Here is a 26,184-nt window from a genome sequence, read left to right on the forward strand (position 1 = left end):
GTATGACGTTCTGGAGCATTGTGCGCCAGCGCTGCTGGGGGTTAATCCTGGTGGTGGCCGGTGTCTGTATTATTACTTTTATTATTTCACACCTGATCCCCGGCGATCCGGCCCGCCTGCTGGCCGGTGATCGCGCCAGCGATGAAATCGTGCAGGGCATCCGCCAGCAACTGGGGCTGGATCAACCACTCTATATTCAGTTTGGCCGCTACGTTGAGGCGCTGGCACATGGCGATCTGGGCACGTCTATTCGCACCGGTCGCCCCGTTGCGGAAGATTTAAAAGCTTTTTTCCCCGCCACGCTGGAGCTTGCCTTTTGCTCCCTGCTGCTGGCGCTGGTGATTGGCGTGCCGCTGGGCATTTTATCGGCGGTGTACCGTAACCGCTGGCTGGATCACCTGGTGCGACTGATGGCGATGACGGGCATCTCGACGCCTGCCTTCTGGCTGGGACTGGGAGTTATCGTTCTGTTCTACGGTCAACTGCAAATTCTGCCCGGCGGCGGCAGGCTGGACGACTGGCTCGATCCGCCCGCCCACGTTACCGGTTTTTATCTGCTGGACGCTCTGCTGGAAGGCAACGGCGAGGTGTTTTTCAACGCCCTGCAGCACCTGATTTTACCCTCCCTGACCCTGGCCTTCGTGCATCTGGGTATTGTGGCGCGTCAGGTACGTTCCGCGATGCTGGAGCAACTGAGCGAGGATTATATTCGTACCGCCCGCGCGAGCGGGTTGCCGGGCTGGTACATCGTCCTGCGCTACGCCTTACCCAACGCCATGATCCCCTCCATTACCGTGCTCGGGCTGGCGCTGGGCGATCTGCTGTACGGGGCGGTGCTTACCGAAACCGTGTTTGCCTGGCCGGGAATGGGGGCCTGGGTGGTGACCTCCATTCAGGCGCTGGACTTCCCCGCCGTCATGGGCTTCGCGGTCGTGGTATCGCTGGCCTATGTCTTCGTTAATCTGGTGGTGGATCTGCTGTACCTGTGGATCGACCCGCGAATCGGGCGCGGAGGTGCCGAATGATGTTAACTCAGGAAACGCCCGTCCCCGTCAGCACCGCTAAACAGCGCATCAACTGGGCAAAGCTGTTCTGGATGTTACGCAAAAGCCCGCTCACGCTGATCGGCGGGGTCATTATGATCGTGATGCTGCTGATGATGGTGGTCTCGCCGTGGATAGTCCCGCACGATCCGAACGCGCTGGATCTGACCGCGCGCTTGCAGGCACCGTCAGCCCAGCACTGGTTTGGCACTGATGAGGTGGGCCGGGATCTGTTCAGCCGCGTGCTGGTGGGCAGCCAGCAGTCCATCACAGCGGGGCTGGCGGTGGTGGTGATTGCGGGCGGCATCGGTTCGCTGCTCGGCTGTTTGTCCGGCGTACTTGGCGGGCGCGGCGACGCCATCATTATGCGCATCATGGACATTATGCTCTCCATCCCCTCGCTGGTGCTGACGATGGCCCTGGCCGCCGCGCTCGGCCCAAGCCTGTTTAACGCGATGCTGGCGGTTGCGATTGTACGCATTCCGTTTTACGTGCGGCTGGCACGCGGGCAAACGCTGGTGGTGCGCCAGTTCACCTACGTGCTGGCCGCCCGCACCTTTGGCGCATCGCGCTGGCACCTGATCAGCTGGCATATCCTGCGTAACGCCCTGCCGCCGCTGATCGTACAAGCGTCGCTGGATATCGGCAGCGCCATTCTGATGGCCGCCACGCTGGGCTTTATTGGATTAGGCGCGCAGCAGCCGACCGCCGAATGGGGGGCAATGGTGGCCGTGGGGCGTAACTACGTGCTTGACCAGTGGTGGTACTGCGCGTTTCCGGGGGCGGCAATTCTGATCACGGCGGTTGGCTTTAATCTGTTTGGCGATGGTCTTCGCGACCTGCTGGATCCCAAATCAGGAGGGAAGCAGTCATGAGTGATTCCGTATTATCGATTGAAGATTTGCACCTGAGCTTCCCCATTTTTCGCGGTGACGTCCACGCGCTCAACCACGTCTCGCTGGAGATTGGCCGGGGTGAAATTGTCGGCGTGGTGGGCGAATCCGGTTCGGGAAAATCGGTCACCGCGATGCTGGCGATGCGCCTGCTGCCGGAAGGCAGTTACCATGTTCACCATGGCCGTGTCACGCTGCTCGGGGAAGATGTGCTGAACGCGTCGGAAAAACAGCTTCGTCAGTGGCGCGGCGCCAGGGTGGCGATGATTTTTCAGGAGCCGATGACGGCGCTTAACCCCACGCGCCGTATTGGCAGGCAGATGGTGGAGGTGATCCGCCAGCATCAGTCGCTTTCCCGCCGCGACGCGCAGCAGAAGGCGATCACCCTGCTGGGCGAGATGCAAATCCCGGATGCGGCGCAGGTAATGGATCGCTATCCGTTTGAGCTTTCCGGCGGTATGCGCCAGCGGGTCATGATCGCCCTTGCCTTCTCCTGCGAGCCGGAGCTGATCATCGCTGATGAACCCACTACCGCGCTGGATGTGACCGTCCAGCTTCAGGTGCTGCGTCTGCTGAAACATAAAGCGCGCGCCAGCGGAACGTCGGTGCTGTTTATCAGTCACGATATGGCGGTGGTGTCGCAGCTTTGTGACCGGATGTACGTTATGTACGCGGGCAGCGTGATCGAAAGCGGCAGCACGCAGACCTTGATCCACCATCCTGTGCACCCCTATTCGATTGGCCTGCTGCGGTGTGCCCCGGAAAATGGTAAACCGCGCGAGATCCTCCCGGCCATTCCCGGCACGGTACCTAACCTCAGCCACCTCCCGCGCGGATGTGCTTTTCGCGAACGCTGTTTTGCTGCCGGGGCGAAATGCAGCGAAACGCCGCGCTTAATTTCCACGGGCGCAGAAGGCCAGCAGGCTGCCTGCTGGTACCCACAACAGGAGAGACGCCATGTCTGAGGTACTGCTGGAACTGGATAGCGTGCATGTGAATTTTCCTGCGCGCAAAAACTGGCTGGGGCGCGTGACGGAACAGGTACACGCCCTTAACGGCATGGATCTCCGGATCCATCGCGGCGAAACGCTGGGCGTTGTGGGGGAATCCGGCTGTGGAAAGAGCACGCTGGCGCAGCTGCTGATGGGCATGCTCAAACCGAGTACCGGTGCCTGTCAGCGCGCGAATGCGGCGGGTGGTATGCAGATGGTATTTCAGGACCCGCTCTCGTCCCTCGATCCGCGTTTACCCGTCTGGCGCACCATCACCGAGCCGGTGTGGATACAGCAACGTCGCAGCGAACGGGAGCGTCGTCAGTTGGCTGAAACGCTGGCGCAGCAGGTTGGGATTCGAGCGGAATATCTTGACCGCCTGCCGCATGCGTTTTCGGGCGGACAGCGCCAGCGCATCGCTATCGCCCGGGCGCTCTCTTCGGATCCGGACATCATCGTGCTGGATGAACCCACCAGCGCGCTGGATATTTCCGTCCAGGCACAGATCCTCAATTTGCTGGTTGCCCTGCAACAGCAGCGAAATCTGACCTACGTGCTGATCTCGCACAACGTCTCGGTGGTCCGGCACATGAGCGACCGGGTGGCGGTAATGTATCTGGGGCAAATCGTGGAACTGGGGCCGACGGACCAGGTGCTGGGTCAGCCGCGCCATCCGTATACGCAGCTGCTGCTTGACTCCGTTCCCCGGACCGGAGAACCGCTGGATGAGGATCTTGCGTTGCGAAAAACCGATCTTCCCGGTAATCGCCACCTGCCCGTTGGGTGCTCTTTCCGCGACCGCTGTTCGCTGGCGACGCAGGGATGTGAACAGCCGCAACAACTCCAGCCCTCTTCCGCAAGCCGAAGCGTGCGCTGCTGGCGTAACCGTTAAAAATGAGCCGGGCATGCGCCCGGCCCGATATCAGTTCAGTTTGTAATCCAGCGTGATTTCCGCTTTCAACAGCTGCGAGACCGGGCAACCGGCCTTGGCTTTCTGGATAATGCCGTCGAACTGCTGCGGATCGATACCCGGTACCGTCACCTTGCTTTGCAGCGCGACTTTGCTAATGGCAAAACCGCTGTCGGTTTTATCCAGCGAGACATCCGCCGTGGTATCGATGGAATCGGCGGTATAACCCGCTTCGCCCAGCATTAGCGACAGGGCCATAGAGAAACAGGCCGCGTGCGCTGCGCCAATCAGCTCTTCCGGGTTAGTCCCTTTCTCGCCCTCGAAGCGGGTGTTAAAGCCGTAAGGTTGCTGGTTAAGGACGCCACTTTCGGTCGATACCGTCCCTTTGCCGCGTTTGATGTCGCCAGACCAGTGTGCTGAACCGTGCTTATGAATCGTCATGCTTGTTCTCCTTTTGGCTTACAAAGGGATAAGTATAGGACGCATAATCTATTTTGCAGGGAAGACAGACTAGTCCGATCGCGTGGCAAGGTGGTTTGCCAGCGCGTCGAGGAACACACGCTGCGCCGCAGGCTGATAGTCTCGCGACTGATAAATACCAAAAATGCCGATCGGTTTTGGCGTATAGGCGCTGAGCACCGGCACCAGGCTTCCCTGCCGTAGCGCCGCGTCGGCCTCGCGCTCGGGCAGCATGGCAATACCACAGTGATTTATCGCCGCCTCCATCAGCAGAGATGAGATGCTGGCGCTGAGATTGCCGCTGACCGCCGTCGTGACCGGCTCCCCTGCCGGCGTTAAAAAACGCCACGACTGACCGGCAAAAAAGCTGTAATGCAGGCAGTTGTGCCGGGCTAAGTCTTCCAGCTCCTCTGGAACGCTCCGGCTTGCAAGGTAGTGCGGCGAGGCGCAAAGCACGGACCGACACTCTCCCAACCGGCGAGCGATCATACCCGGTTCGGGGTTATCGGTGATGCGGATCGCCACGTCAATTCGCTCGCCCACCAGGCTCACCGGATGGTTGTTAACATCCAGCTCAATGCGCAGTTGAGGGTAACGCTGCAACAGTTCGGGCAGCACCGGAGCGATAATCTGCATCGCGGTAAAATGCGCGCAGGCGACGCGAAGCGTGCCTGAGGGTAAATCCTTCACTGACTGATCTTCAATTTCCTGAGAAATTTGCGATAGCGTGCGCGTCTTTTGCAGGACCTTCTCCCCCGCCGCCGTCAGCGTCAGCTTGCGGGTGGAGCGGTTAACCAGCCGCGCCCCGGCCCACTTCTCCATCTGCTCCAGGTAACGGCTCACCATTGGACGGGAGATCCCCAGCGCCCGCGCCGCCGCGCTTAAACTCCCCAGCTCACAGATGCGGTTGTACACCTGGGCGGCAATAACGCGATCCATTTTGACCTCCATTTGCTCGATCTATGAAACTAAGCATCTCCTGTTTCAGGAATTCTGGCAAATGAAGAGATCCGTACAATAGAGACTTTCCTGAAGAACAGAGACATGACCATGACTATCGCCCGCCTTGCTTTGTTGACAACCCTTTTCACTCCGGCCGTCTTTGCCGCTCCGTTGACCGTTGATACGTATAACCCGCAGGAAAAAGGCATTTTTGCCGTTTCTTCCACGCTGGTATCTGGCCCGAAAGAGGCGGTACTGTTTGACGCCCAGTTCAGCGTGAAAGATGGCGAAGCGCTGGTAGAAAAAATTCGCCACAGCGGTAAAACGCTGAACAAAATCGTGATCACTTCCGGCGATCCGGATTTCTATTTCGGCCTGCAACCGCTGATGAAAGCCTTCCCTAATGCCAAAGTTGTCGCCACGCAACAGGTGGTGGACCATATCAGGGCCACAAAAGACGCGAAGCTCGCCTTTTGGGGGCCACAGATGAAAGATGGCGCGCCGACGCAGCTCTACGTGCCGCAAGTGCTTGCCTCAACCACCTTTATGATTGACGGTGAGAGAGTAAGCATTGAAGAGCCTGAAAGCTATGCGGCGTACGTCTGGATCCCATCCGCCAAAACCATCCTCGGCGGCACGGGCGTCTCATGGGGCATTCACGTCTGGACGGCGGATACCCAAACGCCGGAAAGCCGTAAACAGTGGCAGAAGACGCTGGATAGCATGGCTGCCCTTAAGCCCGAACGCGTTATTCCGGGCCACTACCTTGGGACACCGCCAGCGGGTACCGGCGCTATCGACTTTACCCGTCGCTATCTACAGCAGTTTGAAAAGGCCCTCAGGACGCATAAAGAATCAACTGGCGTCATCAACGCGATGAAAAAACAGTGGCCGAACCTTGCGGAAGAAAGTTCGCTGGAACTGAGTGCCAAAGTGAATACCGGCGAAATGAAGTGGTAATAAGCTGATTATCTCCTGCTATATTTAAATTTTTTATAGCAGGAGTTTACTATGACATCGTCAGTAAGGGGTATTGACCATATCGGTATTACGGTGCCCGACATTGAAAAAGCCACCCTATTTTTTGAACGCGCTTTCGGCGCACAGGTTTTATATCATTCTGTCGATGCAGAAACCGATAATATCGATCAGCCCGCCCAGCAGCACACCTTAAAATTATTTCCCGGCACTAAAATTCATGCCATTCGCATGCTTGTTATGCCGCACGGACCCGGCATAGAACTTTTCGAAATGCATGGCCCTGAACAGGGAATGCCCGCTCGCGCCAGCGACTTTGGACTTCAGCATTTTGCTGTTTATGTTGATGATTTTGATAGTGCCATCGCGGCTTTCACCGCCGCCGGCGGCGAGATGTTCACCGCGCCGAAGCCGCTTAGCTTTCCGGATGAGCAAGGTGAAGGCAATGCTTTCTGCTATGGTCAAACCCCCTGGGGCAGCATTGTGGAATTGATCTCCTGGCCGACGCCCATGCCTTATGAAAAAACCACGAATTTACGCCGCTGGAAACCCTGAGTTTTATTTCTGTGCTACGGGAGATGTTATTTTTAATTCCAGGACGAATCTGAACCACAACGGCAAAAATATTTGCCAATCTGAATGTGAATTACGATTTTGCACGCCGTAACATTAAACAGACAACGACACGGAGGCAGCATGTTTACTTATTACCCGGCACATACCACAGCAGCACAACCGGAACTTGTTAACGCGATCGCACAAGGTCTTCACGCCGAGCACGGTGTTGTTACTGAAGATGACATTTTGATGGAACTGACCAAGTGGGTGGAAGCCACGGACAATGACATCCTCAGTGACATCTACCAGCAAACCATCAACTATGTGGTTAGTGGGCGAAACGCACCTCTGTAAAAACCTGCTAAGCTGGATCTGCAACCTAAGGGGTTACATTTCGTTTGCGTAAGCAAGCTTGTCCTTAAAACTATCAACAGGATTGAGGAGTTAACATGAAATCGAACCGTCAGGCACGCCATATTCTGGGACTGAACTACAAGCTTTCTAACCAGCGTAAAGTGGTTATTGAGGAGGGTAGCGAAACGCAAGTTACCCACGCCACCGGCAGGAAACGCCCTTCCGGCAAGTAAGTTCCGGCACGAAATTCACAACACCATCGGTAATCCCGATGGTGTTTTTGTTTATGTGTTGCGGTAATTAATATTCAGCTCCTTTATAATACCAACCGACCGCACCCCGTAGCACAGGCCAGAAAGATGACAAACAGCAGTGTCAGGGACGGATCTTCTTAAAAAGAGTGAGTGACATGGACAACAAACTGAAAAAACATCGTTCCCTTTATATTCCTTACGCCGGTCCGGTTTTACTGGAGTTCCCCCTTCTGAACAAAGGCAGCGCCTTTAGCATGGAAGAGCGCAGCAGCTTTAACCTGCTGGGCCTGCTGCCTGAAGTGGTTGAAACCATTGAAGAACAGGCAGAACGTGCCTGGATCCAGTATCAGGGCTTTAAAACCGAAATCGATAAACACATCTACCTGCGTAATATTCAGGACACCAACGAAACCCTCTTCTACCGCCTCGTGCAGAACCATCTTGAAGAGATGATGCCCGTCATTTACACCCCCACCGTCGGCGCAGCGTGTGAACGCTTCTCAGAGATCTACCGTCGTTCCCGCGGTGTGTTCATCTCTTATCAGAACCGTCACAACATGGATGACATTCTGCAAAACGTGCCTAACCACAACATCAAGGTGATCGTGGTGACCGATGGCGAACGTATTCTGGGCCTCGGTGACCAGGGCATTGGCGGGATGGGGATCCCCATCGGTAAGCTCTCGCTGTATACCGCCTGCGGCGGGATCAGCCCGGCCTACACCCTGCCGGTGGTACTTGACGTGGGGACCAATAACCAGCAACTGTTGAACGATCCGCTGTACATGGGCTGGCGTCACCCGCGCATTACCGACGACGAGTACTATCAGTTTGTGGATGATTTCATCCAGGCCGTGAAGCACCGCTGGCCTGACGTGCTGTTGCAGTTCGAAGACTTCGCACAGAAAAACGCCATGCCGCTGCTGAACCGCTACCGCGATGAGATCTGCTCGTTCAACGATGACATTCAGGGCACTGCGGCAGTGACCGTCGGTACGCTGATTGCTGCGAGCCGTGCGGCAGGCAGCCAGCTCAGCTATCAGAAAATTGTCTTCCTGGGTGCAGGCTCCGCGGGCTGCGGCATCGCCGAGCAAATTATTGCCCAGACCCAGCGCGAAGGCTTAAGCGAAGAGCTGGCCCGCTCCCGCGTCTTTATGGTGGACCGTTTTGGCCTGCTGACCGACGGCATGCCAAACCTGCTCCCGTTCCAGACCAAACTGGTGCAGAAGCGCGAAAACCTGAAAAACTGGGATACGGATAACGAAGTGCTCTCGCTTCTTGACGTGGTGCGCAACGTGAAGCCGGACATTCTGATCGGCGTGTCCGGGCAGACCGGCCTCTTCACGGAAGAGATTATTCGCGAGATGCACAAGCACTGCGAACGCCCTATCGTGATGCCGCTATCTAACCCGACTTCACGCGTGGAGGCAACGCCGCAGGACATCATCGCATGGACCGAAGGTAAGGCACTGGTCGCAACCGGCAGTCCGTTTGATCCGGTGGTGTGGAAGGACAAACTCTACCCCATCGCGCAGTGCAATAACTCCTATATCTTCCCGGGTATTGGTCTGGGAGTTATCGCCTCCGGCGCGTCCCGCATCACCGACGAAATGCTGATGTCCGCGAGCGAAACGCTGGCAGGTCACTCTCCGCTGGTGAATAACGGTGAAGGCCTGGTACTGCCGGAGCTGAAAGACATTCACAAAGTGTCCCGCGCAATTGCCTTCGCGGTAGGCAAAATGGCGCAGCAGCAAGGCGTCGCGGTGAAAACCTCTGCCGATGCGTTGCAGCAGGCGATTGATGATAACTTCTGGATGCCGGAATACCGTAGCTATCGTCGTACTTCGATTTAAATCGGAGTTTTGAACGTTCCCTCTCTTCACAAGGGAGAGGGAACGTGAAGTCCCTTCTCCCTTTTTCCTCTAATTCCCTTAATCCTGCCTATAAATGCTTTGTTGAAAGTCACTCATGATAATTTGGCTTTCAAATGCAGCAGGATCGATCATTTGAAAAATGCATACCTAATCAAAAATCTATATCCTTTTAAAATATATATATTTTACATAACACTTCTTGCCTAACAAATAGTTTTTCTTAAGCGTTTAGTAACGTTTTGCATCACTAAATTCATTTATTGAAAAAGGAGTTTTGAAATGGCAATCCCAGCATATCTATGGCTGAAAGATGACGGCGGCGCAGATATCAAAGGCGCGGTTGATGTGCAATATCGCGAGGGCAGTATTGAAGTATTAGGATTCGGTCATGGACTGCATCTACCGACAGATAATATGACAGGAAAAATCACGGGTACGCGCATGCATAGCGCTCTGGTTTTTGAAAAGGAGTTCGACAGTTCCAGCCCTTACTTATACAAGGCTGTAGCAAAAGGCCAAACGCTAAAAAGTGCCGAGTTTAAGTGGTACAAAATCAATGATGCTGGTCAAGAGGTCGAATACTTCAACATGTTCCTTGAGAACGTTAAAGTGGTCTCAATATGCCCGGTGATGCATGACGTAAAAAATGCAGCAATGGAAAAACATAATCATTTAGAAAATATTTCCCTCCGTTACGAGAAGATCACATGGCGACACTGTGACGGTAATATCATCTTTGCTGATTCCTGGAATGACAGATCATGAATCTCCTACAGTGCTTTTTCCACCTCAACGAAGGTACGTACGCTACTTTGTCTGTGCCCGGAGTTGGCTTTTTTCCTGCATTTTCAGGGAATGGTGACGCGACGAACCGTGCAGAAAGCGCAAATATACCTGATATCGGCCCACTCCCACCTGGTCGCTATTACATACTTTTACGTGGATTAGGGGGTTGGTATACTCAAACTAAGGATAGTGTTAACGCATTTTTCACCGGTTCGAATCGGAACGAATGGTTTGCATTATATCGCGATGACGGATTGATAAATGATGAGACTTTTGTGAAAGGCGTAAGGCGAGGTGAATTCCGGTTACACCCTATCGGGCCATCTGGCATAAGTAAGGGTTGTATTACACTTTATAGTCAGAGCGATTTTAAGATTCTGGCATCAGCCTTACTTCGAACTGGAGGGCAGCAATTGGGAAACTACATGATTGCACATGGCGTTGTGCAGGTCTATTAATGAAGGCGGCATTCCTTGTGTTGTTGTGGTGTATAGCCGTGTTTCTATCAATATTCACACTCTACAAGATTGTTCCACCAGAAACGCAGTACGATTTTGTGGAGCTTTTTGGAATATATGGCGACGAAAGGATAATGGATTTTGTTTTGTATGTTTTCTTCGGCATGGCCATATTCATTGCGTCTGTAATCACGTTATCCCTGTATTTGCTTATACGAAAAAGATGATTCTGGGCAGCGACGCTGCCCTTCCTTTTATCACATCACGCGCTTAGTTCTGTATCCGCAACCGAAGATATCGCTTTTTGCCGCAGTAGTATGTTCATTCTATGAAAATGTTGTATAGTGATGGTTACTAATAATCACTTAACTTATAAGGAGGCCAATTATGCTGTACTGTGAAATTTTCAATGTTTCACATACATTTGGTGATCGCACCAGCTCAAGCGTTATCGGTATCGTGCTGCGATAACTTCCGCTTGAGCGAAGACACCAACCCCTGAAATCCCTTCTCTCGGGCTTACTGAGTTATCGTCAGCGATGTTTGACGAGGCATAAACATGCCTGTAACTCTTGGGTAAGCAACAATGAGCACTTTACTCACTGCACAATCTTTACGTGTTGATACGGCGTTTGGCACGCTGTTCGACTCCCTCTCCTTTACGCTGAAAAAAGGCGACCGCATTGGCCTGCTGGGCGACAACGGCTGCGGCAAAAGTACGTTGCTGAAGGTGTTGGACGGCACAGACTCCCCTGCTGCCGGAACCGTCGCATTGGCCGGATACTGTCTGATGGCGCGCGTTGAGCAACACCTGCCAGAAGCCATTTATCCCCTGACCATGCTGGATGCCGTGCTGGCGCAACTGCCCGCGACTGAACGCGAGAGTCTGCACTGGAAAGCTGAAACGCTGCTGGCGGGTATGGGCTTTACACCGCAGGACATGGCCTTAACGTCGGCAACGCTGAGCGGCGGGCAGCATACGCGTCTCCTGCTGGCGCGGGCGCTGATCGGCGATCCAGATCTGTTACTGCTGGACGAACCGAGTAACCACCTCGATTTGCCGACCCTGCTCTGGCTGGAACAGTTTTTACAGAACTGGTCCGGCAGCTTTGTGCTGGTCTCACACGACAGGCAACTATTGGATGCCGTCACCAACGGCAGCTGGATCCTGCGCGATAAGATGTTGCACTACTTCGCCCTTCCCTGCACCGCCGCGCGTCAGGCGCTGGTAGCCAAAGACGAAAGTGATGCGCTGCGGCATAAGGCGGAGCAAAAGGAGATTGACCGCGTAACCGCCAGTGCCAGACGGCTGGCCACCTGGGGCAAGGTCTACGATAACGAAGATCTGGCCCGCAAAGCCAAACAGATGGAAAAGCAGGTCGAACGGCTTAAGGAGAGTCAGACAGAGCTCACCGCAGGCAGTCCGTGGACATTAACCCTGCGCGGTGACGCCCTGCGGGCAGACCGGCTACTGGAGATGGAAAACCTAATCGTAGCGCCTGAGCCTGGCCTGTCTGAGCTGTTTCACGTCGACATTGCGCGGCTTAGAAGTGGCGATCGCGTGGCTATCGTCGGGCGTAATGGCTGCGGCAAATCATCACTGATGAAGCTTATCTGGCGGCATTTTTCAGGTGAACCTTCAGAGGCTGGCCTGAAACTTCATCCTCGCGTGTCGCCAGGCTATTACGATCAGACGCTGAATCAGCTTTCGGAGGAGGCAACAATCTTTGACGCGCTGGAGCCTTTCGCGCCAGATCCGCAGACCCGTAAAATGGCCCTCATCAGTGCCGGGTTCCCGTGGGCGCGTCACGGGCAAAAAGTCAGTACGCTGAGCGGTGGGGAACGTTCGCGCCTGCTGTTCATCGGCCTGACGCTTGCTCGCTATAGCCTTCTGATGCTGGATGAGCCAACCAACCACCTGGACATGGAAGGCAAAGAGGCGCTGGCGGAAACACTGCAACAGTTTGAAGGCGGAGTGCTGCTGGTGAGCCACGATCGTCAGTTAATTAGCCAGAGCTGTAACCGCTACTGGCTGATTGAGGACGGCAGGCTTAACGAATGGCACGATGCGGAGGCGGTGTTTGAGCGCCTGCGTGCGGGCACCGGTCCGGTGGTGCCTGGGGCATCGAAGACTGCATCGAAGGCACCACCTTCAGCGTCTGACGATTTGCTCGAACGCCTGGTTGCCCTGGAAACGCTGCTGGAAGAGGATTTGGCGCGCAAGCCAAAACACCAAAAACCGCAGTTGCAGGCGCAATGGCGAAGAGAGATTGAGGAGATAGAAGCCCAACTATAAATCTGTACCCGGCGGTCATTACGCCGGGTTTTTTACGTTAGCGTTTTCCCCTACTGATTATTAGAGGATCAGCGTATTCTTAATCTGAAACTGAATTAATTGATGACATTATGTTGCGGTTGCCTTGCATTACAGCGCCAAACTATTAATCCTTAATGGGTATTACACCTGCTATGCAGATACTCATTAGTAAAAGGAGAAACACATGAAGGCTGCTGTTGTCACTCAGGATCATCAGGTTAACGTTACAGAGAAAACCTTACGCGCGCTCAAACATGGTGAAGCGCTGCTGAAGATGGAGTGCTGTGGCGTTTGCCATACCGATCTCCATGTTAAAAATGGCGATTTTGGCGACAAGACCGGGGTGATCCTCGGCCATGAAGGGATTGGTATTGTCAAAGAGATTGGTCCGGGCGTCACGTCACTGAAAGTTGGCGATCGTGCAAGCGTGGCGTGGTTCTTCGAAGGCTGTGGCCACTGTGAATATTGTAATACCGGCAACGAAACTCTGTGCCGTGACGTAAAAAACGCGGGTTACTCCGTCGACGGCGGCATGGCAGAAGAGTGCATCGTGACCGCGGATTACGCGGTTAAAGTCCCGGAGGGTCTGGACTCTGCGGCGGCCAGCAGCATCACCTGCGCCGGGGTCACCACCTACAAAGCGGTAAAAGTCTCTGAGATCAAACCCGGCCAGTGGATTGCGATCTATGGCCTGGGCGGTCTGGGCAACCTCGCACTGCAATACGCCAAAAATGTCTTTAATGCGAAAGTTATCGCCATTGACGTGAATGACGAGCAGTTGAAGCTCGCTGCCAGCATGGGCGCAGACTTAACCGTGAACTCCCGCAGTGAAGATGCGGCAAAAGTGATTCAGGAGAAAACCGGCGGCGCACATGCGGCAGTGGTGACGGCGGTAGCGAAAGCGGCCTTCAACTCTGCCGTTGACGCGGTTCGCGCCGGAGGCCGCGTGGTGGCTGTTGGCCTGCCGCCGGAAGCGATGAGCCTGGATATTCCACGTCTGGTCCTGGATGGGATTCAGGTGGTGGGCTCTCTGGTGGGTACTCGTCAGGATCTGCTCGAAGCCTTCCAGTTTGCGGCTGAAGGTAAGGTGGTTCCGAAAGTCACGCTGCGCCCACTGGAAGATATCAACGCCATCTTTAAAGAGATGGAACAGGGCCAGATCCGTGGCCGTATGGTGATTGATTTACGTTCTTAACCGCGGTGGCCGGGTAGCGGGTTTGCCCTGCCCGGCCTGTCACGTAGACGAACGGCGATCGGAAATCCACTCCTGAACCTCGATCTGGAACGTGTCCGGCGCTTTTCGATACATCTTCCGCGCCAGATCCAGGATGGTATGGCGTCCTAACTCCTCTTCCATCCGCTGCTGCGCGCTGTCCATAACCGATCGCACCCCGCACGGTCCGTCACAGACCCAGGCCGGTGGCGTTTCATCAAATACCGCCAGGCGCTGACGCACTTCCCGACATTCGAACATATTCTTATCGCCGTCGATGGCGTGCGCCACGTCCAGCACGCTGATCAGCTCTGCCGGACGCGCCAGCCGGAATCCTCCCCCCTTGCCTTCAGTGCTGATAACCAGCCCCGCGCGTGACAAACGAGTGAAAATCTTCCCAAGATAGTCGTACGGTACGCCCTGCAAGGCCGCCATCTCCCGGACGCTCATCTCACGCTCATTGCCTTTTGCATCCACCATACACATCAGGCTATGAATGCCATATTCCACACCAGAACTGTAAAACGCCATGGCTCACTCCGGGTCATTGTTCGCTGCATTATAACGAATTTTAACTCAGAAAGAAGTTGTCGCAGTTAACTCCGACAAGTATAGTGGCAGTTATGTCAGACACACAGCCTGACGAACAAAAGGATCGAGTATGAAAAAGCAGATTTTAATTGTGGGTAGTGGGTTTTCCGGTATGTGGGCTGCGGTCAGCGCCGCGCGTCTTTCTGCTCTGGAAGGTAATAATAGCCTCAGCATTGCCGTGCTGGCCCCGGTGCCGGAACTGCGCGTTCGTCCACGTTTTTATGAAGAGAACGTGTCGACGATGGTCGCGCCACTGACCGAACTGTTTGCTGAGCTGGGTATTGCCTTTATTTCGGGCGAAGCACAACGTATTGATACCTCATCTAAAACCGTTTTGTATCGCGATTCAAACGGCGCCATTGCCGAAGTCAACTGGGAACGTCTGATCCTCGCAACCGGTAGCCAGAGTAAACGTCCGCCGATTGCCGATCTGACTGAATACGCATTTGATATCGACCAACTCGACTCCGCCAGGCTGTTCGAGCAACATCTTGATTCGCTGGTTTCGCGCCCCTCCACCCCAGAACGCAATACCGTGGTCGTGTGTGGCGGCGGTTTTACCGGCATTGAGCTGGCAACGGAACTCCCTGCTCGTCTTCGCACCCGCTTCGGCACCGATACAAAGACTAAAGTGATCGTAGTTGAAAGAGGTCCAACCATTGGCGGGCGTTACAGCGAAGCGCTGCGTAACACCATTGAAGAAGCAAGCAACGCGCTGGACGTTGAATGGCGTTTAAACAGTGAAATTGAAGCTATTGATGCCAGCGGCGTGACGCTGAAAAACGGAGAGCGCATTGCCAGCGCGACTGTAGTGTGGACGGCAGGGGTAGAAGCTAACCCCCTCAGCCTGCAAATTGACGGGGAACGCGACACTCAGGGACGCCTTATCGTCACCGACACGTTGCAGGTCCCTGCGCATCCGGAGGTTTACGCGACGGGTGATATGGCGCACGCCAAAACGGACGATGCGGGCAACACGGCACTGATGACCTGCCAGCACGCGATCCAGCTGGGGAAATTCGCCGGACATAACGCAGCTGCCAGCCTGTTAAATCTGGAGCCGTACCCTTACCGTCAGGTGAATTACGTCACCTGTCTGGATCTGGGTGGCTGGGGCGCGGTGTACACCGAGGGCTGGGAACAGCGTGTTAAATCCGTGCGCGAGGAAGGCAAAAAGATCAAAGTCGCCATCACCAACGAACTGATTTACCCGCCAGCAGCAGACAAAGCTGTCGCATTTGCCGCCGCAGACCCGCTGCCGAAATTCGTGTAGTCCCCTCCTGTGCCCGCGACCAGCGGGCAAAGCGTGAAATCAGGCCAGCGCTCCTGCGTTGGTCTGACGCTTTTTGGCACATAAAAAACCGTACATCAACAGAGAGGTCATTGCTGAGAAGGATAAGATCGCTGCCGGAAGCGTGACATAGCTCCAGCTAAAGCCGAGCGTAATCATCATTCCACCGAAATACGCGCCTATTGCGCTGCCGAGGTTAAACGCCATTTGCCCGCCTGCGGCCCCCAGCATCTCGCCGCCTTTCGCATTTTGCAGCAGCAGTATTTGCAGCGGCGCAGAGAGCGCAAACAGCCCGGCGCAGCAAACAAATCCCATTACCAGTGAAGCTGTTTTAAGCTCGCCAAACGCGAACAGTAACAGCAGCGAAGCCACAATCACCATGTCGGTGGTGGCAGCAATGCGCAGCGGGCTAAAGCGCGACGACAGCTTGCCGCTGAAGACATTACCCAGCACCATGCCCAACCCCATCAGCATCATGATCGCGGTCATGACGCCCTCGGAAAAGCCTGACACGTTGACCATAAACGGCTTCACGAAGCTAAACCAGGCAAACACCCCGGCATTGCCAAACATCGTTGCGGCAAAAATTAGCCACGGTTCCGGTTTTTTCAGGAAGTGGAATTGTTCTGTCAGCCGGGTGGTTGTCGTGTCGTGAATGTCTGGCACCCACAGCAGAACAGAGAGGATCACCAGCGCATCAAAGACGGCAATCAAAAAGAAGGTGTAGCGCCAGTTAAATTCATGTCCCAGCCAGGTCCCGAGCGGGACGCCAAGCAAATTGGCAACGGTCATCCCGGCAATCATCCCTGCTACAGCAACCGTCACCTTACCCGGTGGCGCAATTTTTGACAGGATTATCGCCCCCACACCGAAAATCGCGCCATGCGGGAAACCAGAGATTAAGCGCCCCGCCGCCAGCCCTATGTAGGTGTCAGAGAAGGTAAAGAGCGCGTTACCGACGACGCACATCGCCACCAGAAACAGCAGCGTTGTTTTCAGCGAAAATTTACTGGAGAACAGCGCCACAATCGGCGCGCCGATCACTACGCCAAAAGCGTAAAACGAAATCATATTTCCGGCGGAGGGAATCGAAATGCCCGTATCATGAGCCAGTTCTGTCAGCACGCCCATAATGCCAAATTCAGCCATCCCCAGGCCAAAGGTAGCCAGTGCTAACGAAAAAATTGTTTTTTTCATACCGCGACCACTGTTAAAAAATACGCAGCGTGCATTATTGATTAAACTTGTATGGTGAACCAGTTCAAATCAGCTTTCTGACACATTAATCCATTCATTCAGGCCGATTTCACGCTTAGTACGGCCTCGATCCCGCGACCGGACCCATAGGGAGACCCGCCATGGTCAGTAAGAAGAAAACCCGTGTTGTTGATGATGTCGTTAAAAACGCGCCGCTCAAAACCAAAGCGTACGAGCAAGAGCTTCGCCGCCTCCATGTTGAACTGGTTAAGCTCCAGCAATGGGTGGTCGCCAAAGGGTTAAAGGTCTGTATTGTTTTTGAAGGGCGAGACGGCGCGGGTAAAGGCGGCGCCATCAAAGCCATCACCGAACGCGTCAGCCCCCGGGTGTTTCGCGTTGTTGCATTACCGGCCCCCACCGATAAAGAAAAAAGTCAGCTCTATTTTCAGCGTTACGTTCCCCATCTGCCCTCTGCCGGTGAAATCGTCATTTTTGACCGCAGCTGGTACAACCGCGCAGGCGTGGAAAGAGTAATGGGTTTCTGTACCGAAGAGCAGGCCGAAAAATTTCTTGATGGAACGCCGGTAATGGAAAAAGCGATGGTCGATGCCGGTATCATATTGTTGAAATACTGGCTTGAAGTAACGCCAAAAGAGCAGGAACGCCGCCTGCGCGATCGCATTAATGATGGTCGCAAGATCTGGAAGCTGTCTCCAATGGACATAAAATCTTTCAATCTGTGGGATGAATATACCCTCGCCCGTGATGCGATGTTTAAAGCAACCGACACCGCCTGGGCACCGTGGTTTGTGGCGCGCTCAGAAGATAAAAAACGGGTGCGGCTGAATATTATTTCGCATCTGCTTTCACAGATCCCCTATAAAGAAATTCACGTTGACAAGGTGGATTTACCGAAACGCAAGATTGGCAAAGTGAAGCCAACAAAATATCCCTTCCGGTATATTGCAGAGCGGTTTTGATATTACTGGAAGACGGCTCGCATAGTGTAGATTACCAGGGGAAACAGTATTGTTTTTTGTTGGCTGCGGTTGATAATGACCGCACCAACAAAGGAGAAAACATGAAACCGAACCGCACAGAAAGATGTGCTACGACAGAGCGCCCTACGGGGAATAGACCTCGCCCACTCTCTACAGCAGGAGAGCTCAAGCGGCAGCGTCAACAGGATCAAGGATTTATTAAAGCATTGAATGAATTAACGGCCAAAGCCGGGCTATTATCGGATGACCCTTATTTCGGAGGGCTTTGATGTGTTTTCAGTTTGACGTTTACCGCAATCCATCAAACAGAACGTGTGAATATCAACCCTATTTTATGATTATTCAGCACGATTATTATGACGACTTATCAACGAGACTTATTGTCCCGTTAAGCTATCACAATCATTTAAGAGGATATTCAAACGCTGCAACGCCACTGGTGAACCTTGAATTCCAGACATATTTTCTTAATACAGCCAACATCACACACGTGGAGACAAAAAAACTTAATAATAAGGATTATGTATGTAATCTGCGCAGTGCAAGAAGCAGTGTTCTTGCAGGAATTGATGCGTTAATTACCAATACGTAGCTAAAAGCCGCACAAGCGCAGCGCCGCCGGACAATGCCGACGGCGCGAGGTTTACTTCAACCCTTCCGAACTCTCTTTTTGCGCTTCAAGACGCTCAATGTCGCGGTACCAGCGAGGATGGTGCTTCTGCGCCCAGCGGCGGCTCACCTTCCCTTCAATCATGCCTTTAATCGATCCTTTCACCCAGAATGCCATATACATATGGATCAGAATGGCGTGGATCAGAATAATGGCCGAGGTCGCGTGGATCAGCAGCGCATAACGCACCACCTGAATCGGGAAATAGTGCGCAAAATACGGACGCCAGATGATCACCCCGGTCACCAGCAGCACAAAAATCATGCTCATGATGGTCCAGAACATCATCTTCTGCCCGGCGTTATATTTGCCCACCTTCGCGACTTTATGCTCGTTGCCTTTCAGAACCTCAACAATCCCTTTTAGCCACGGAATATCCTGCTTGTCAGGGATGTTGTGATGAACGAAACGTACAAACATAAACATCAGCACCACGAAAATCAGTACGCCGAAGAACGGATGCAGAATGCGCCCCATCTGCGGTGTCCCGAAGGTTTCCGTTAGCCACTGTAGCGTCGGGAAGAAGAACGAAATGCCGGATACCGCCACCAGGAAGAAGCAGATGACCACCGTCCAGTGACAGGCGCGATCGACAAATTTTGTGCGCACTATCATTTTCGACTTACTCATGATGCTCCTCCTCGTCGTCATCCACCTCTTTATTCGGCCCGATACCGATGTAGTGATAAATCAGCCCGGCAAAGGTGGCGATAAAGCCCGCCGCTGAGAGCGGCTTAAGCGCCCCTTTCCAGAGGTTGATTGAGGTATCGATCGCCGGATCCTTCGGCAGATTGTGATACAGCTCCGGCTGGTCATTGTGGTGCAGAACATACATGACGTGCGTACCGCCCACGCCCTGCGGGTTATAAATTCCGGCCTTGTCATAGCCGCGCGCTTTGAGCTTATCCACCCGCTGCTGCGCCACTTCCAGCATCTCTTTTTTGGTGCCGAAGTGGATAGCCCCGGTAGGACAGGTCTTCACGCAGGCAGGCTCCTGTCCGACGCTGACGCGATCGACACACAGCGTGCATTTATAGACCCGGTTATCTTCTTTATTGAGGCGCGGGATATTAAACGGACAGCCTGCGATGCAGTAGCCGCAGCCGATACAGTTATCCTGCTGGAAGTCGACGATCCCGTTGGCGTACTGAATAATTGCACCGGCAGACGGGCATGCCTTCAGGCAGCCCGGATCTTCACAGTGCATACAGCCGTCTTTACGGATTAGCCACTCCAGCTTGCCGTTCTGGTCGGTTTCGCTAAAGCGCATCACCGTCCAGGACTTGGCGCTCAGATCAGCCGGGTTATCGTAAACGCCAACGCAGTGCCCCACCTCGTCGCGGATATCGTTCCACTCCGAGCAGGCCACCTGGCAGGCCTTACAGCCCACGCAGGAGGAGACATCGATCAGCTTGGCGACTTCTGCCTTGTAGTCCCGCGCGCGAGGCGCGGGCGTTATCGGGTTGGTCGCGGAGCGTTTAATAATGTCTTGTGTTTCCATCGCCATTTAATCGCTCCTTACGCTTTCTCGATGTTGACCAGAAACGCTTTATACTCCGGCGTTTGCGAGTTGGAATCGCCGACGTTTGGCGTCAGGGTATTGGCGATGTAGCCTTTCTGCGCCACCCCTTCAAAGCCCCAGTGCAGCGGGATGCCGACGGTTTCTACCTGCTGGCCGTGTACGTTCAGACTTTGCAGACGACGGGTGACCACCGCTACCGCGCGAATAAAGCCGCGCTTGCTGCTCACCGTCACGCGATCGCCATTGGCAATGCCTTTCGCCTTCGCCAGCGTTTCGCTTATCTCCACAAACTGTTCCGGCTGCGCGATGGCGTTAAGCCGCGCATGTTTGGTCCAGGTATGGAAATGCTCGGTCAGGCGGTAGGTAGTTCCGACATACGGGAACTTGTCCTTTTTACCTAAACGCATCACGTCATCTTCATAGATACGCACTACCGGGCTGGAGACCACGTTCGGGTGCAGCGGGTTAGTGCCGAGCGGCGTTTCCATCGGCTCGTAATGTTCCGGGAACGGCCCTTCCGCCAGCTTGTCGATGGCAAACAGACGTCCCAACCCTTCCGGCTGCATGATAAACGGCCCGGTGTTGCTGCCCGGCGCGGCGGTGTTGAAGTCCGGGATATCGTTCCCTGTCCACTTCGTGCCGTTCCACTCGATCAGCATGCGTTTCGGATCCCACGGCTTACCGTTCACGTCTGCCGAGGCACGGTTGTACAGTACACGGCGGTTCAACGGCCACGCCCATGCCCAGCCCAGCGTGTTGCCCAGGCCTGACGGATCGGCGTTATCACGGTTGGCCATCTGGTTACCCTGCTCCGTCCAGCTGCCGGTGTAGATCCAGCATGACGAGGCCGTGCTGCCGTCGTCACGCAACAGCGCGAAGCTATTGAGCAACTGGCCTTTCTTCGCCACCAGATTGCCGTTGGCATCGTACAGGTCGGCCAGCGCCACGCCGTTGTTCTCTTTTGCCACCTCTTCGGACTCAGGATGATCCGGCTGCTTGTAGTTCCAGCTCATCTTCAGCAGCGGCTCTGCGCCTTTGCCGCCTTCGGTGCGGTACATCTCGCGCAGACGATGGTAAATACCGGCCAGAATTTCGCCGTCATTACGCGCTTCACCCGGCGCATCCTGACCTTTCCAGTGCCACTGTAGCCAGCGGCCAGAGTTGGCAATAGAACCGTCCTCTTCCGCAAAGCAGGTCGATGGCAGTCGGAACACCTCGGTCTGAATGGATGCCGGATCGACATCGTTAGACTCGCCGTGGTTCTGCCAGAACGTAGACGTTTCGGTGACCAGCGGATCGATAACCACCATGTACTTCAGCTTGCTCAGGCTGCGAACGACTTTGTTTTTATCCGGGAATGACGCCACCGGGTTAAAGCCCTGGCAGATATACCCCGTGACGTCGCCCTTATCCATCATGTTGAAATACTTGATGACATCGTAAGCCTGATCCCATTTCGGCAACCACTCAAAGCCCCAGTCATTCTCTTTCTGCGCCGCATCGCCGTAGAACGATTTCATCAGACTGACGGCAAACTTCGGATAGTTACTCCAGTAGTTCACCTGGTCCGGACGCGTCGCTTTTGGCGTGTTGGCGTCAAGCCAGCTTTGCCAGTCGGTCTGCTTCTCCGACGGCAGGGTCAGGTAACCCGGCAGGCTGGTCGACAGCAGGCCGAGATCGGTTAAGCCCTGAATGTTGGAGTGTCCGCGCAGGGCGTTCACGCCACCACCGGCCATCCCCATGTTGCCGAGCAGCAGCTGGATCATCGCCATGGTACGGATGTTCTGCGCGCCCACGGTATGCTGCGTCCAGCCCAGCGCGTACAGGAAGGTGGTTGTTCTGTCGGCGGCACTGGTGGAGGCCAGCACTTCACATACTTTCAGGAAGTCTGCTTTCGGCGTACCGCAGATGTTTTCCACCACGTCTGGCGTATAACGGGAAACGTGTTGTTTCAGCAAGTTCCAGACGCAGCGCGGATCGCTCAGGGTCTCATCGCGTTTCGCGTAGCCGTTTTCGTCGAACTGATAGTTCCAGGACGATTTATCGTACTGACGTTTCTCTGCGTCATAGCCGCTGAACAGGCCATCTTCGAAGGCGAAATCTTCCCGCACCAGCAGGCCGGCATTGGTGTAATGCTTAACGTATTCCGCGTTAATCTTATTATTTTCGATCAGGTACAACAGCACGCCGGAAAGGAACGTAATATCCGTACCGGAGCGGATCGGCGCATAAATATCAGCCACCGATGCCGTACGCGTAAAGCGTGGATCGACGACAATCAGCGTCGCATCGTTGTTGTTTTTCGCTTCCATCGCCCAGCGGAATCCCACCGGATGGGCTTCAGCGGCGTTACCGCCCATCACCACCACGACGTTTGCGTTTTTGATATCAACCCAGTGGTTGGTCATCGCACCGCGCCCAAATGTTGGAGCAAGACTTGCTACCGTTGGTCCGTGTCAGACGCGCGCCTGGTTATCAACCGCCAGCATGCCGAGGGAGCGCACAAATTTTTGCGTCAGCATGCCGGTCTCATTACTTGCCGCAGATGCACACAGCATCCCGGTGGAGGTCCAGCGGTTTACCGTAACGCCCTGCTCGTTCTTTTCAATAAAGTTGGCGTCGCGATCCGCTTTCATCAGTTTTGCAATACGTGAGAAGGCCTCGTCCCAGGAGATGCGCTGCCATTTATCAGAGCCCGGCGCACGATATTCCGGATAGCGCAGACGGTTTTCACTGTGGACGTAGTCCAGCAGCCCCGCCCCTTTCGGGCAAAGCGCCCCGCGGCTCACCGGATGGTCCGGGTCCCCTTCAATATGATAAATCGCTTCTTTGGCGTTCTTCGCGCCATCACCCAGGCTATACATTAATAGCCCACAACCCACGGAGCAGTATGTGCAGGTGTTACGGATCTCTTTCGCGCGCAGCAGTTTATAGTTGCGTGCCTGAGCCAGCGCCATTTTGGGAGCGAATCCCAGCATTGCGGCTGTTGTTCCGGCCATACCGCCCGCGCAGATTTTAAAAAATTGTCTGCGGCTGACGTCCATTGCTGTCCTCGTTATCTGATAAGACTTCGCGCCGCAAACTAACAGCAAAGCCCCTGTTTTTTTTGCGTCAAATCAAGGTCGCCGAACTTCGCCCCCTTAATAGTCACCGCCGGTATGATTTATTACTCCTTCCGGGTTAACCGCGAAACAGAAAATTCGCCTGGTGAATGGGTTAGATGCTATAAGTTTACCCTTTGATTTTTATGAGACTGGCAGGGTAATGGACAGAAAAAGAGCAACGCTGATTGGCCTGGTGGCCATACTGCTGTGGAGCACCATGGTGGGTCTCATCCGCAGCGTCAGTGAGGGACTTGGCCCGGTGGGGGGCGCAGCGATGATCTACACCGTCAGCGGATTATTGTGTCTGGCGACGGTAGGTTTCCCTGATATTAAACGGTTTTCGAAAGGTTATCTCATTGCGGGCAGCGTCCTGTTTGTCAGCTATGAAATGTGCCTTGCCCTGTCGCTTGGCTTTGCCGCGACGCGCTCGCAGGCAATTGAGGTGGGCATGGTCAATTATCTCTGGCCAAGCCTGACGATTGTGTTCGCCATTTTGTTCAACGGACAAAAATCCACCCTGTGGGTGATCCCCGGCTTAGCGATCTCCCTGTTGGGCGTGGGCTGGGTCTTAGGCGGCGAAAACGGGCTGCACGTTCACGACATCATGCTAAACATCGTTTCCAGCCCGCTGAGCTACGGGCTGGCATTTGCCGGTGCCTTTATCTGGGCCGCCTACTGCACCGTCACCAGCAGGTATGCCAGAGGGCAAAATGGCATTACTCTTTTCGTCCTGCTGACCGCCCTGAGCCTGTGGGTCAAATATGCCGTCAGCGATCAGCCCGAAATGGTATTCAGCGTGCCGGTAGTCGTGAAGCTGTTGATGTGTGGTGTTGCCCTTGGCTTTGGCTACGCCGCCTGGAACATTGGGATCCTCCACGGTAACGTCACGGTGCTTGCGGCCGTCTCCTACTTCACCCCGGTACTCTCTGCCGCGCTGGCGGCTATTATGCTGAGCTCACCGCTTTCATTCTCATTCTGGCAAGGGGCATTAATGGTTTGCGCAGGGTCATTACTTTGCTGGTATGCCACCCGCAAATAGCATTTTTATTTTTACCGGGCACGAATTATGCCCGGTAAAAATTAACATTATTTTAATATGTGATCACAGTAAAGAATATTATTTATAACATTCGTGTGTATTTCTATTTCTGTATAGAGTATTCACAGAAAGTCAGATCCGTTGTGGAAATTGACATAAACTGACAACGCAGGTAATTAATTCAACCCCAATATTCCCGCGCTATATAGCACATAGTGCAATAGTTTATTTCTGGATGTTTCTTTTAAAAAGCAGTTGCTGGCTTCCGGATAAATCCACAAGTCACTGTTTTAAAAATCAATAACGCGGCCAATTCCTTGACATTATCTGCCAAGCCCTTTTATCTCTCTCTAAAAACAAAAACGCATGGCAACTATTTCCAGCCTTATTATCGTGTTTTGTTAATAATCAATTTATGTATATAAATTAACCTCATTGAGCGATTTAAGGGAAATTTATCGGATCAGGATCACACTAATTGAAATTATCTTTAATATTTTGAAACTTATTATTGAAAGCAGTCTACGGAATTTTAAAAATAGTCTGCCATTGACGATAAGCCTCGTTTAAAAATCGCTCAGGTGGCTTAGGAAATACCTAAATAAAATTATAAGGGTTAGTTAAGATGAAACTTAAATTAGTTGCAGTGGCAGTGACTTCCATGTTGGCGGCTGGCGTTGTTAACGCGGCTGAAGTTTTTAACAAAGACGGTAACAAACTGGATCTGTACGGCAAAGTTACTGGTCTGCACTATTTTTCTGATGATGCTGGTAGCGACGGCGACAAAACATACGTTCGTCTGGGCTTCAAAGGTGAAACTCAGATCAACGATCAGCTGACCGGATACGGCCAGTGGGAATATGAGTTCAAGGGCAACCGCTCTGAAGCTCAGGGTTCCGACGGCAACAAAACCCGTCTGGCCTTCGCTGGTCTGAAATTCGATGAATTCGGTTCCTTCGACTACGGTCGTAACTACGGTGTTGCTTATGACATCGGCGCATGGACTGACGTTCTGCCAGAGTTCGGTGGCGATACCTGGACGCAGACTGACGGCTTCATGACCGGTCGTACCACTGGCGTTGCCACCTACCGTAACACCGACTTCTTTGGTCTGGTTGACGGCCTGAACGTGGCTGCCCAGTACCAGGGTAAAAACGACCGTTCAGAGATCACCGAATCCAACGGTGACGGCTGGGGTCTGTCTTCTACCTATGAATTCGACGGCTTCGGTGTGGGTGCGACCTACGCGAAATCTGACCGTACTGACCGTCAGGTTCGTGCTGCAAGCAACCTGAACGCCGGTGGCGAAAACGCAGAAGTCTGGGCTGCTGGCCTGAAGTACGATGCGAACAACATCTACCTGGCAACCACCTACTCTGAAACCCGCAACATGACGGCGTTCGGTAGCGGTCACGTTGCCAACAAAGCACAGAACTTCGAAGTTGTGGCTCAGTACCAGTTTGACTTCGGTCTGCGTCCATCCATCGCTTACCTGAAATCCAAAGGTAAAGACATCGGTTCTTATGGCGACCAGGACCTGGTTGAATACGTTGACGTTGGCGCGAGCTACTACTTCAACAAAAACATGTCCACCTACGTTGATTACAAAATCAACCTCGTGGATGACAGCCAGTTCACCAAAGATGCCAAAGTGGCTACCGACAACATCGTGGCTGTAGGTCTGACCTACCAGTTCTAAGAGGTGTTAGTTCAAAAGGCCAGCCCTCGCGGCTGGCCT

General features: G+C 53.9%; 26 protein-coding genes. 19 read left to right on the forward strand and 7 right to left on the reverse strand.

The annotated features are described in order from the left end of the window. Window positions 1-2: 2 nt before the first annotated feature. From ACQG11_RS21190 to ACQG11_RS21205, 4 genes are read left to right on the forward strand one after another with little or no spacing between them, the layout of a single operon-like run. Window positions 3-1,025, forward strand: coding sequence for an ABC transporter permease (locus tag ACQG11_RS21190; RefSeq protein ID WP_003857077.1), 1,023 nt, complete (start codon window positions 3-5; stop codon window positions 1,023-1,025). Then, window positions 1,022-1,918 carry a D,D-dipeptide ABC transporter permease gene (ddpC, locus tag ACQG11_RS21195; protein WP_426728765.1) on the forward strand — a complete coding sequence of 299 codons (897 nt, stop codon included), beginning with the start codon at window positions 1,022-1,024 and terminating at the stop codon, window positions 1,916-1,918. The genes ACQG11_RS21190 and ddpC overlap by 4 nt, the downstream gene beginning before the upstream one ends. Further along, window positions 1,915-2,901: an ABC transporter ATP-binding protein gene (locus ACQG11_RS21200; RefSeq protein WP_038416090.1), complete on the forward strand. Its 987-nt coding sequence runs from the start codon at window positions 1,915-1,917 to the stop codon at window positions 2,899-2,901. The genes ddpC and ACQG11_RS21200 overlap by 4 nt, the downstream gene beginning before the upstream one ends. Next, window positions 2,894-3,820: an oligopeptide/dipeptide ABC transporter ATP-binding protein gene (locus ACQG11_RS21205; RefSeq protein WP_426728766.1), complete on the forward strand. Its 927-nt coding sequence runs from the start codon at window positions 2,894-2,896 to the stop codon at window positions 3,818-3,820. Before ACQG11_RS21200 ends, ACQG11_RS21205 begins: the two co-directional genes overlap by 8 nt. 30 nt (window positions 3,821-3,850) lie before the next feature. Here the strand turns inward: ACQG11_RS21205 and ACQG11_RS21210 are convergent, their stop codons facing one another. Together ACQG11_RS21210 and ACQG11_RS21215 are read right to left on the reverse strand one after the other, a co-directional pair. Further along, window positions 3,851-4,279 (reverse strand): OsmC family protein, encoded by a 429-nt coding sequence (locus ACQG11_RS21210; RefSeq protein WP_003857069.1) that lies wholly within the window; start codon window positions 4,277-4,279, stop codon window positions 3,851-3,853. Between the two features lie 69 nt (window positions 4,280-4,348). After that, window positions 4,349-5,236, reverse strand: a complete 888-nt coding sequence (locus ACQG11_RS21215) for a LysR family transcriptional regulator (protein WP_072202552.1) — start codon at window positions 5,234-5,236, stop codon at window positions 4,349-4,351. Window positions 5,237-5,347: 111 nt separating this feature from the next. On the opposite strand from ACQG11_RS21215, the gene ACQG11_RS21220 reads away from it, so the two are divergent. The 9 genes from ACQG11_RS21220 to adhP all read left to right on the forward strand — a co-directional run bounded on the left by ACQG11_RS21220 (window position 5,348) and on the right by adhP (window position 14,013). Further along, the gene (locus ACQG11_RS21220) at window positions 5,348-6,199 is read left to right on the forward strand and encodes a Vmh family MBL fold metallo-hydrolase (protein WP_426728905.1); all 852 of its coding nucleotides are present in this window, start codon (window positions 5,348-5,350) and stop codon (window positions 6,197-6,199) included. Window positions 6,200-6,250: 51 nt separating this feature from the next. Beyond that, on the forward strand, window positions 6,251-6,772 hold the full coding sequence (locus tag ACQG11_RS21225; RefSeq protein WP_023306248.1) for a VOC family protein: 522 nt from the start codon (window positions 6,251-6,253) through the stop codon (window positions 6,770-6,772). A 141-nt stretch (window positions 6,773-6,913) separates the two neighbouring features. After that, window positions 6,914-7,129 (forward strand): biofilm-dependent modulation protein, encoded by a 216-nt coding sequence (gene bdm / locus ACQG11_RS21230; RefSeq protein ID WP_022648192.1) that lies wholly within the window; start codon window positions 6,914-6,916, stop codon window positions 7,127-7,129. A 95-nt stretch (window positions 7,130-7,224) separates the two neighbouring features. Continuing rightward, a complete protein-coding gene (sra, locus tag ACQG11_RS21235; RefSeq protein WP_023300167.1) occupies window positions 7,225-7,362 on the forward strand; it encodes a stationary-phase-induced ribosome-associated protein in 138 nt (45 codons plus the stop codon). Between the two features lie 176 nt (window positions 7,363-7,538). Then, window positions 7,539-9,236 carry an NAD-dependent malic enzyme gene (locus ACQG11_RS21240; protein WP_022648194.1) on the forward strand — a complete coding sequence of 566 codons (1,698 nt, stop codon included), beginning with the start codon at window positions 7,539-7,541 and terminating at the stop codon, window positions 9,234-9,236. A gap of 300 nt (window positions 9,237-9,536) precedes the next feature. Next, window positions 9,537-10,022: an Hcp family type VI secretion system effector gene (locus ACQG11_RS21245; RefSeq protein WP_063148916.1), complete on the forward strand. Its 486-nt coding sequence runs from the start codon at window positions 9,537-9,539 to the stop codon at window positions 10,020-10,022. Continuing rightward, window positions 10,019-10,501 carry a DUF2778 domain-containing protein gene (locus ACQG11_RS21250; protein ID WP_426728767.1) on the forward strand — a complete coding sequence of 161 codons (483 nt, stop codon included), beginning with the start codon at window positions 10,019-10,021 and terminating at the stop codon, window positions 10,499-10,501. The genes ACQG11_RS21245 and ACQG11_RS21250 overlap by 4 nt, the downstream gene beginning before the upstream one ends. A 586-nt stretch (window positions 10,502-11,087) precedes the next feature. Continuing rightward, entirely contained in the window at window positions 11,088-12,797 is a 1,710-nt protein-coding gene (locus ACQG11_RS21255; RefSeq protein WP_426728768.1) for an ABC-F family ATP-binding cassette domain-containing protein, read from the forward strand. A gap of 205 nt (window positions 12,798-13,002) precedes the next feature. After that, window positions 13,003-14,013, forward strand: a complete 1,011-nt coding sequence (gene adhP, locus ACQG11_RS21260; protein ID WP_022648199.1) for an alcohol dehydrogenase AdhP — start codon at window positions 13,003-13,005, stop codon at window positions 14,011-14,013. A gap of 39 nt (window positions 14,014-14,052) precedes the next feature. On the opposite strand, the gene ACQG11_RS21265 is transcribed toward adhP, so the two are convergent. After that, the gene (locus ACQG11_RS21265) at window positions 14,053-14,562 is read right to left on the reverse strand and encodes an RrF2 family transcriptional regulator (protein WP_022648200.1); all 510 of its coding nucleotides are present in this window, start codon (window positions 14,560-14,562) and stop codon (window positions 14,053-14,055) included. Window positions 14,563-14,692: 130 nt separating this feature from the next. Between ACQG11_RS21265 and ACQG11_RS21270 the strand changes: the two genes are divergently transcribed. Continuing rightward, complete coding sequence (locus ACQG11_RS21270) at window positions 14,693-15,895, forward strand: NAD(P)/FAD-dependent oxidoreductase (RefSeq protein ID WP_426728769.1); 1,203 nt, start codon at window positions 14,693-14,695, stop codon at window positions 15,893-15,895. Window positions 15,896-15,934: 39 nt separating this feature from the next. Here the strand turns inward: ACQG11_RS21270 and araJ are convergent, their stop codons facing one another. Continuing rightward, window positions 15,935-17,110 carry an MFS transporter AraJ gene (araJ, locus tag ACQG11_RS21275; protein ID WP_023300172.1) on the reverse strand — a complete coding sequence of 392 codons (1,176 nt, stop codon included), beginning with the start codon at window positions 17,108-17,110 and terminating at the stop codon, window positions 15,935-15,937. 161 nt (window positions 17,111-17,271) lie between these two features. Here araJ and ppk2 point away from each other — a divergent pair, with 161 nt between their 5' ends. From ppk2 to ACQG11_RS21290, 3 genes are all read left to right on the forward strand, one after another. Then, window positions 17,272-18,090 (forward strand): polyphosphate kinase 2, encoded by an 819-nt coding sequence (ppk2, locus tag ACQG11_RS21280; protein ID WP_032671172.1) that lies wholly within the window; start codon window positions 17,272-17,274, stop codon window positions 18,088-18,090. Between the two features lie 101 nt (window positions 18,091-18,191). Next, window positions 18,192-18,380, forward strand: a complete 189-nt coding sequence (locus ACQG11_RS21285; RefSeq protein WP_126502989.1) for a hypothetical protein — start codon at window positions 18,192-18,194, stop codon at window positions 18,378-18,380. After that, a complete protein-coding gene (locus ACQG11_RS21290; RefSeq protein WP_022648204.1) occupies window positions 18,380-18,703 on the forward strand; it encodes a CcdB family protein in 324 nt (107 codons plus the stop codon). The genes ACQG11_RS21285 and ACQG11_RS21290 overlap by 1 nt, the downstream gene beginning before the upstream one ends. A gap of 51 nt (window positions 18,704-18,754) precedes the next feature. Here ACQG11_RS21290 and fdnI read toward each other — a convergent pair whose 3' ends face one another. Genes fdnI through fdnG form a run of 3 tightly spaced genes read right to left on the reverse strand, consistent with a single transcriptional unit; the run spans window position 18,755 to window position 23,347 of the window. Continuing rightward, on the reverse strand, window positions 18,755-19,411 hold the full coding sequence (fdnI, locus tag ACQG11_RS21295) for a formate dehydrogenase-N subunit gamma (RefSeq protein ID WP_023300174.1): 657 nt from the start codon (window positions 19,409-19,411) through the stop codon (window positions 18,755-18,757). After that, on the reverse strand, window positions 19,404-20,288 hold the full coding sequence (gene fdxH, locus ACQG11_RS21300; protein ID WP_003857048.1) for a formate dehydrogenase subunit beta: 885 nt from the start codon (window positions 20,286-20,288) through the stop codon (window positions 19,404-19,406). The genes fdnI and fdxH overlap by 8 nt, the downstream gene beginning before the upstream one ends. An 11-nt stretch (window positions 20,289-20,299) precedes the next feature. After that, window positions 20,300-23,347, reverse strand: coding sequence for a formate dehydrogenase-N subunit alpha (fdnG, locus tag ACQG11_RS21305; protein WP_276349514.1), 3,048 nt, complete (start codon window positions 23,345-23,347; stop codon window positions 20,300-20,302). Window positions 23,348-23,567: 220 nt separating this feature from the next. Between fdnG and yddG the strand changes: the two genes are divergently transcribed. Together yddG and ompC are read left to right on the forward strand one after the other, a co-directional pair. Beyond that, on the forward strand, window positions 23,568-24,446 hold the full coding sequence (gene yddG / locus ACQG11_RS21310; RefSeq protein WP_032624206.1) for an aromatic amino acid DMT transporter YddG: 879 nt from the start codon (window positions 23,568-23,570) through the stop codon (window positions 24,444-24,446). A gap of 625 nt (window positions 24,447-25,071) precedes the next feature. Then, window positions 25,072-26,145: a porin OmpC gene (ompC, locus tag ACQG11_RS21315; protein ID WP_022648207.1), complete on the forward strand. Its 1,074-nt coding sequence runs from the start codon at window positions 25,072-25,074 to the stop codon at window positions 26,143-26,145. The last annotated feature ends 39 nt before the right edge of the window (window positions 26,146-26,184 follow it).

This window comes from Enterobacter cloacae complex sp. 372C4 (genome assembly GCF_050030615.1).
GTDB classification, from domain to species: Bacteria; Pseudomonadota; Gammaproteobacteria; order Enterobacterales; family Enterobacteriaceae; genus Enterobacter; species Enterobacter intestinihominis.

Coding starts and splice junctions, on each gene's coding strand:
- ACQG11_RS21190 (WP_003857077.1), top strand. CDS start 3: ATGACGTTCTGGAGCATTGTGCGCCAGCGCTGCTGGGGGTTAATCCTG.
- ompC (WP_022648207.1), top strand. CDS start 25,072: ATGAAACTTAAATTAGTTGCAGTGGCAGTGACTTCCATGTTGGCGGCT.
- ppk2 (WP_032671172.1), top strand. CDS start 17,272: ATGGTCAGTAAGAAGAAAACCCGTGTTGTTGATGATGTCGTTAAAAAC.
- ACQG11_RS21285 (WP_126502989.1), top strand. CDS start 18,192: ATGAAACCGAACCGCACAGAAAGATGTGCTACGACAGAGCGCCCTACG.
- ACQG11_RS21270 (WP_426728769.1), top strand. CDS start 14,693: ATGAAAAAGCAGATTTTAATTGTGGGTAGTGGGTTTTCCGGTATGTGG.
- ACQG11_RS21200 (WP_038416090.1), top strand. CDS start 1,915: ATGAGTGATTCCGTATTATCGATTGAAGATTTGCACCTGAGCTTCCCC.
- fdxH (WP_003857048.1), bottom strand. CDS start 20,288: ATGGCGATGGAAACACAAGACATTATTAAACGCTCCGCGACCAACCCG.
- fdnI (WP_023300174.1), bottom strand. CDS start 19,411: ATGAGTAAGTCGAAAATGATAGTGCGCACAAAATTTGTCGATCGCGCC.
- ACQG11_RS21205 (WP_426728766.1), top strand. CDS start 2,894: ATGTCTGAGGTACTGCTGGAACTGGATAGCGTGCATGTGAATTTTCCT.
- ACQG11_RS21290 (WP_022648204.1), top strand. CDS start 18,380: ATGTGTTTTCAGTTTGACGTTTACCGCAATCCATCAAACAGAACGTGT.
- ACQG11_RS21210 (WP_003857069.1), bottom strand. CDS start 4,279: ATGACGATTCATAAGCACGGTTCAGCACACTGGTCTGGCGACATCAAA.
- ACQG11_RS21265 (WP_022648200.1), bottom strand. CDS start 14,562: ATGGCGTTTTACAGTTCTGGTGTGGAATATGGCATTCATAGCCTGATG.
- ACQG11_RS21240 (WP_022648194.1), top strand. CDS start 7,539: ATGGACAACAAACTGAAAAAACATCGTTCCCTTTATATTCCTTACGCC.
- ACQG11_RS21215 (WP_072202552.1), bottom strand. CDS start 5,236: ATGGATCGCGTTATTGCCGCCCAGGTGTACAACCGCATCTGTGAGCTG.
- ACQG11_RS21250 (WP_426728767.1), top strand. CDS start 10,019: ATGAATCTCCTACAGTGCTTTTTCCACCTCAACGAAGGTACGTACGCT.
- bdm (WP_022648192.1), top strand. CDS start 6,914: ATGTTTACTTATTACCCGGCACATACCACAGCAGCACAACCGGAACTT.
- ACQG11_RS21245 (WP_063148916.1), top strand. CDS start 9,537: ATGGCAATCCCAGCATATCTATGGCTGAAAGATGACGGCGGCGCAGAT.
- ddpC (WP_426728765.1), top strand. CDS start 1,022: ATGATGTTAACTCAGGAAACGCCCGTCCCCGTCAGCACCGCTAAACAG.
- sra (WP_023300167.1), top strand. CDS start 7,225: ATGAAATCGAACCGTCAGGCACGCCATATTCTGGGACTGAACTACAAG.
- araJ (WP_023300172.1), bottom strand. CDS start 17,110: ATGAAAAAAACAATTTTTTCGTTAGCACTGGCTACCTTTGGCCTGGGG.
- adhP (WP_022648199.1), top strand. CDS start 13,003: ATGAAGGCTGCTGTTGTCACTCAGGATCATCAGGTTAACGTTACAGAG.
- ACQG11_RS21255 (WP_426728768.1), top strand. CDS start 11,088: ATGAGCACTTTACTCACTGCACAATCTTTACGTGTTGATACGGCGTTT.
- yddG (WP_032624206.1), top strand. CDS start 23,568: ATGGACAGAAAAAGAGCAACGCTGATTGGCCTGGTGGCCATACTGCTG.
- ACQG11_RS21220 (WP_426728905.1), top strand. CDS start 5,348: ATGACTATCGCCCGCCTTGCTTTGTTGACAACCCTTTTCACTCCGGCC.
- ACQG11_RS21225 (WP_023306248.1), top strand. CDS start 6,251: ATGACATCGTCAGTAAGGGGTATTGACCATATCGGTATTACGGTGCCC.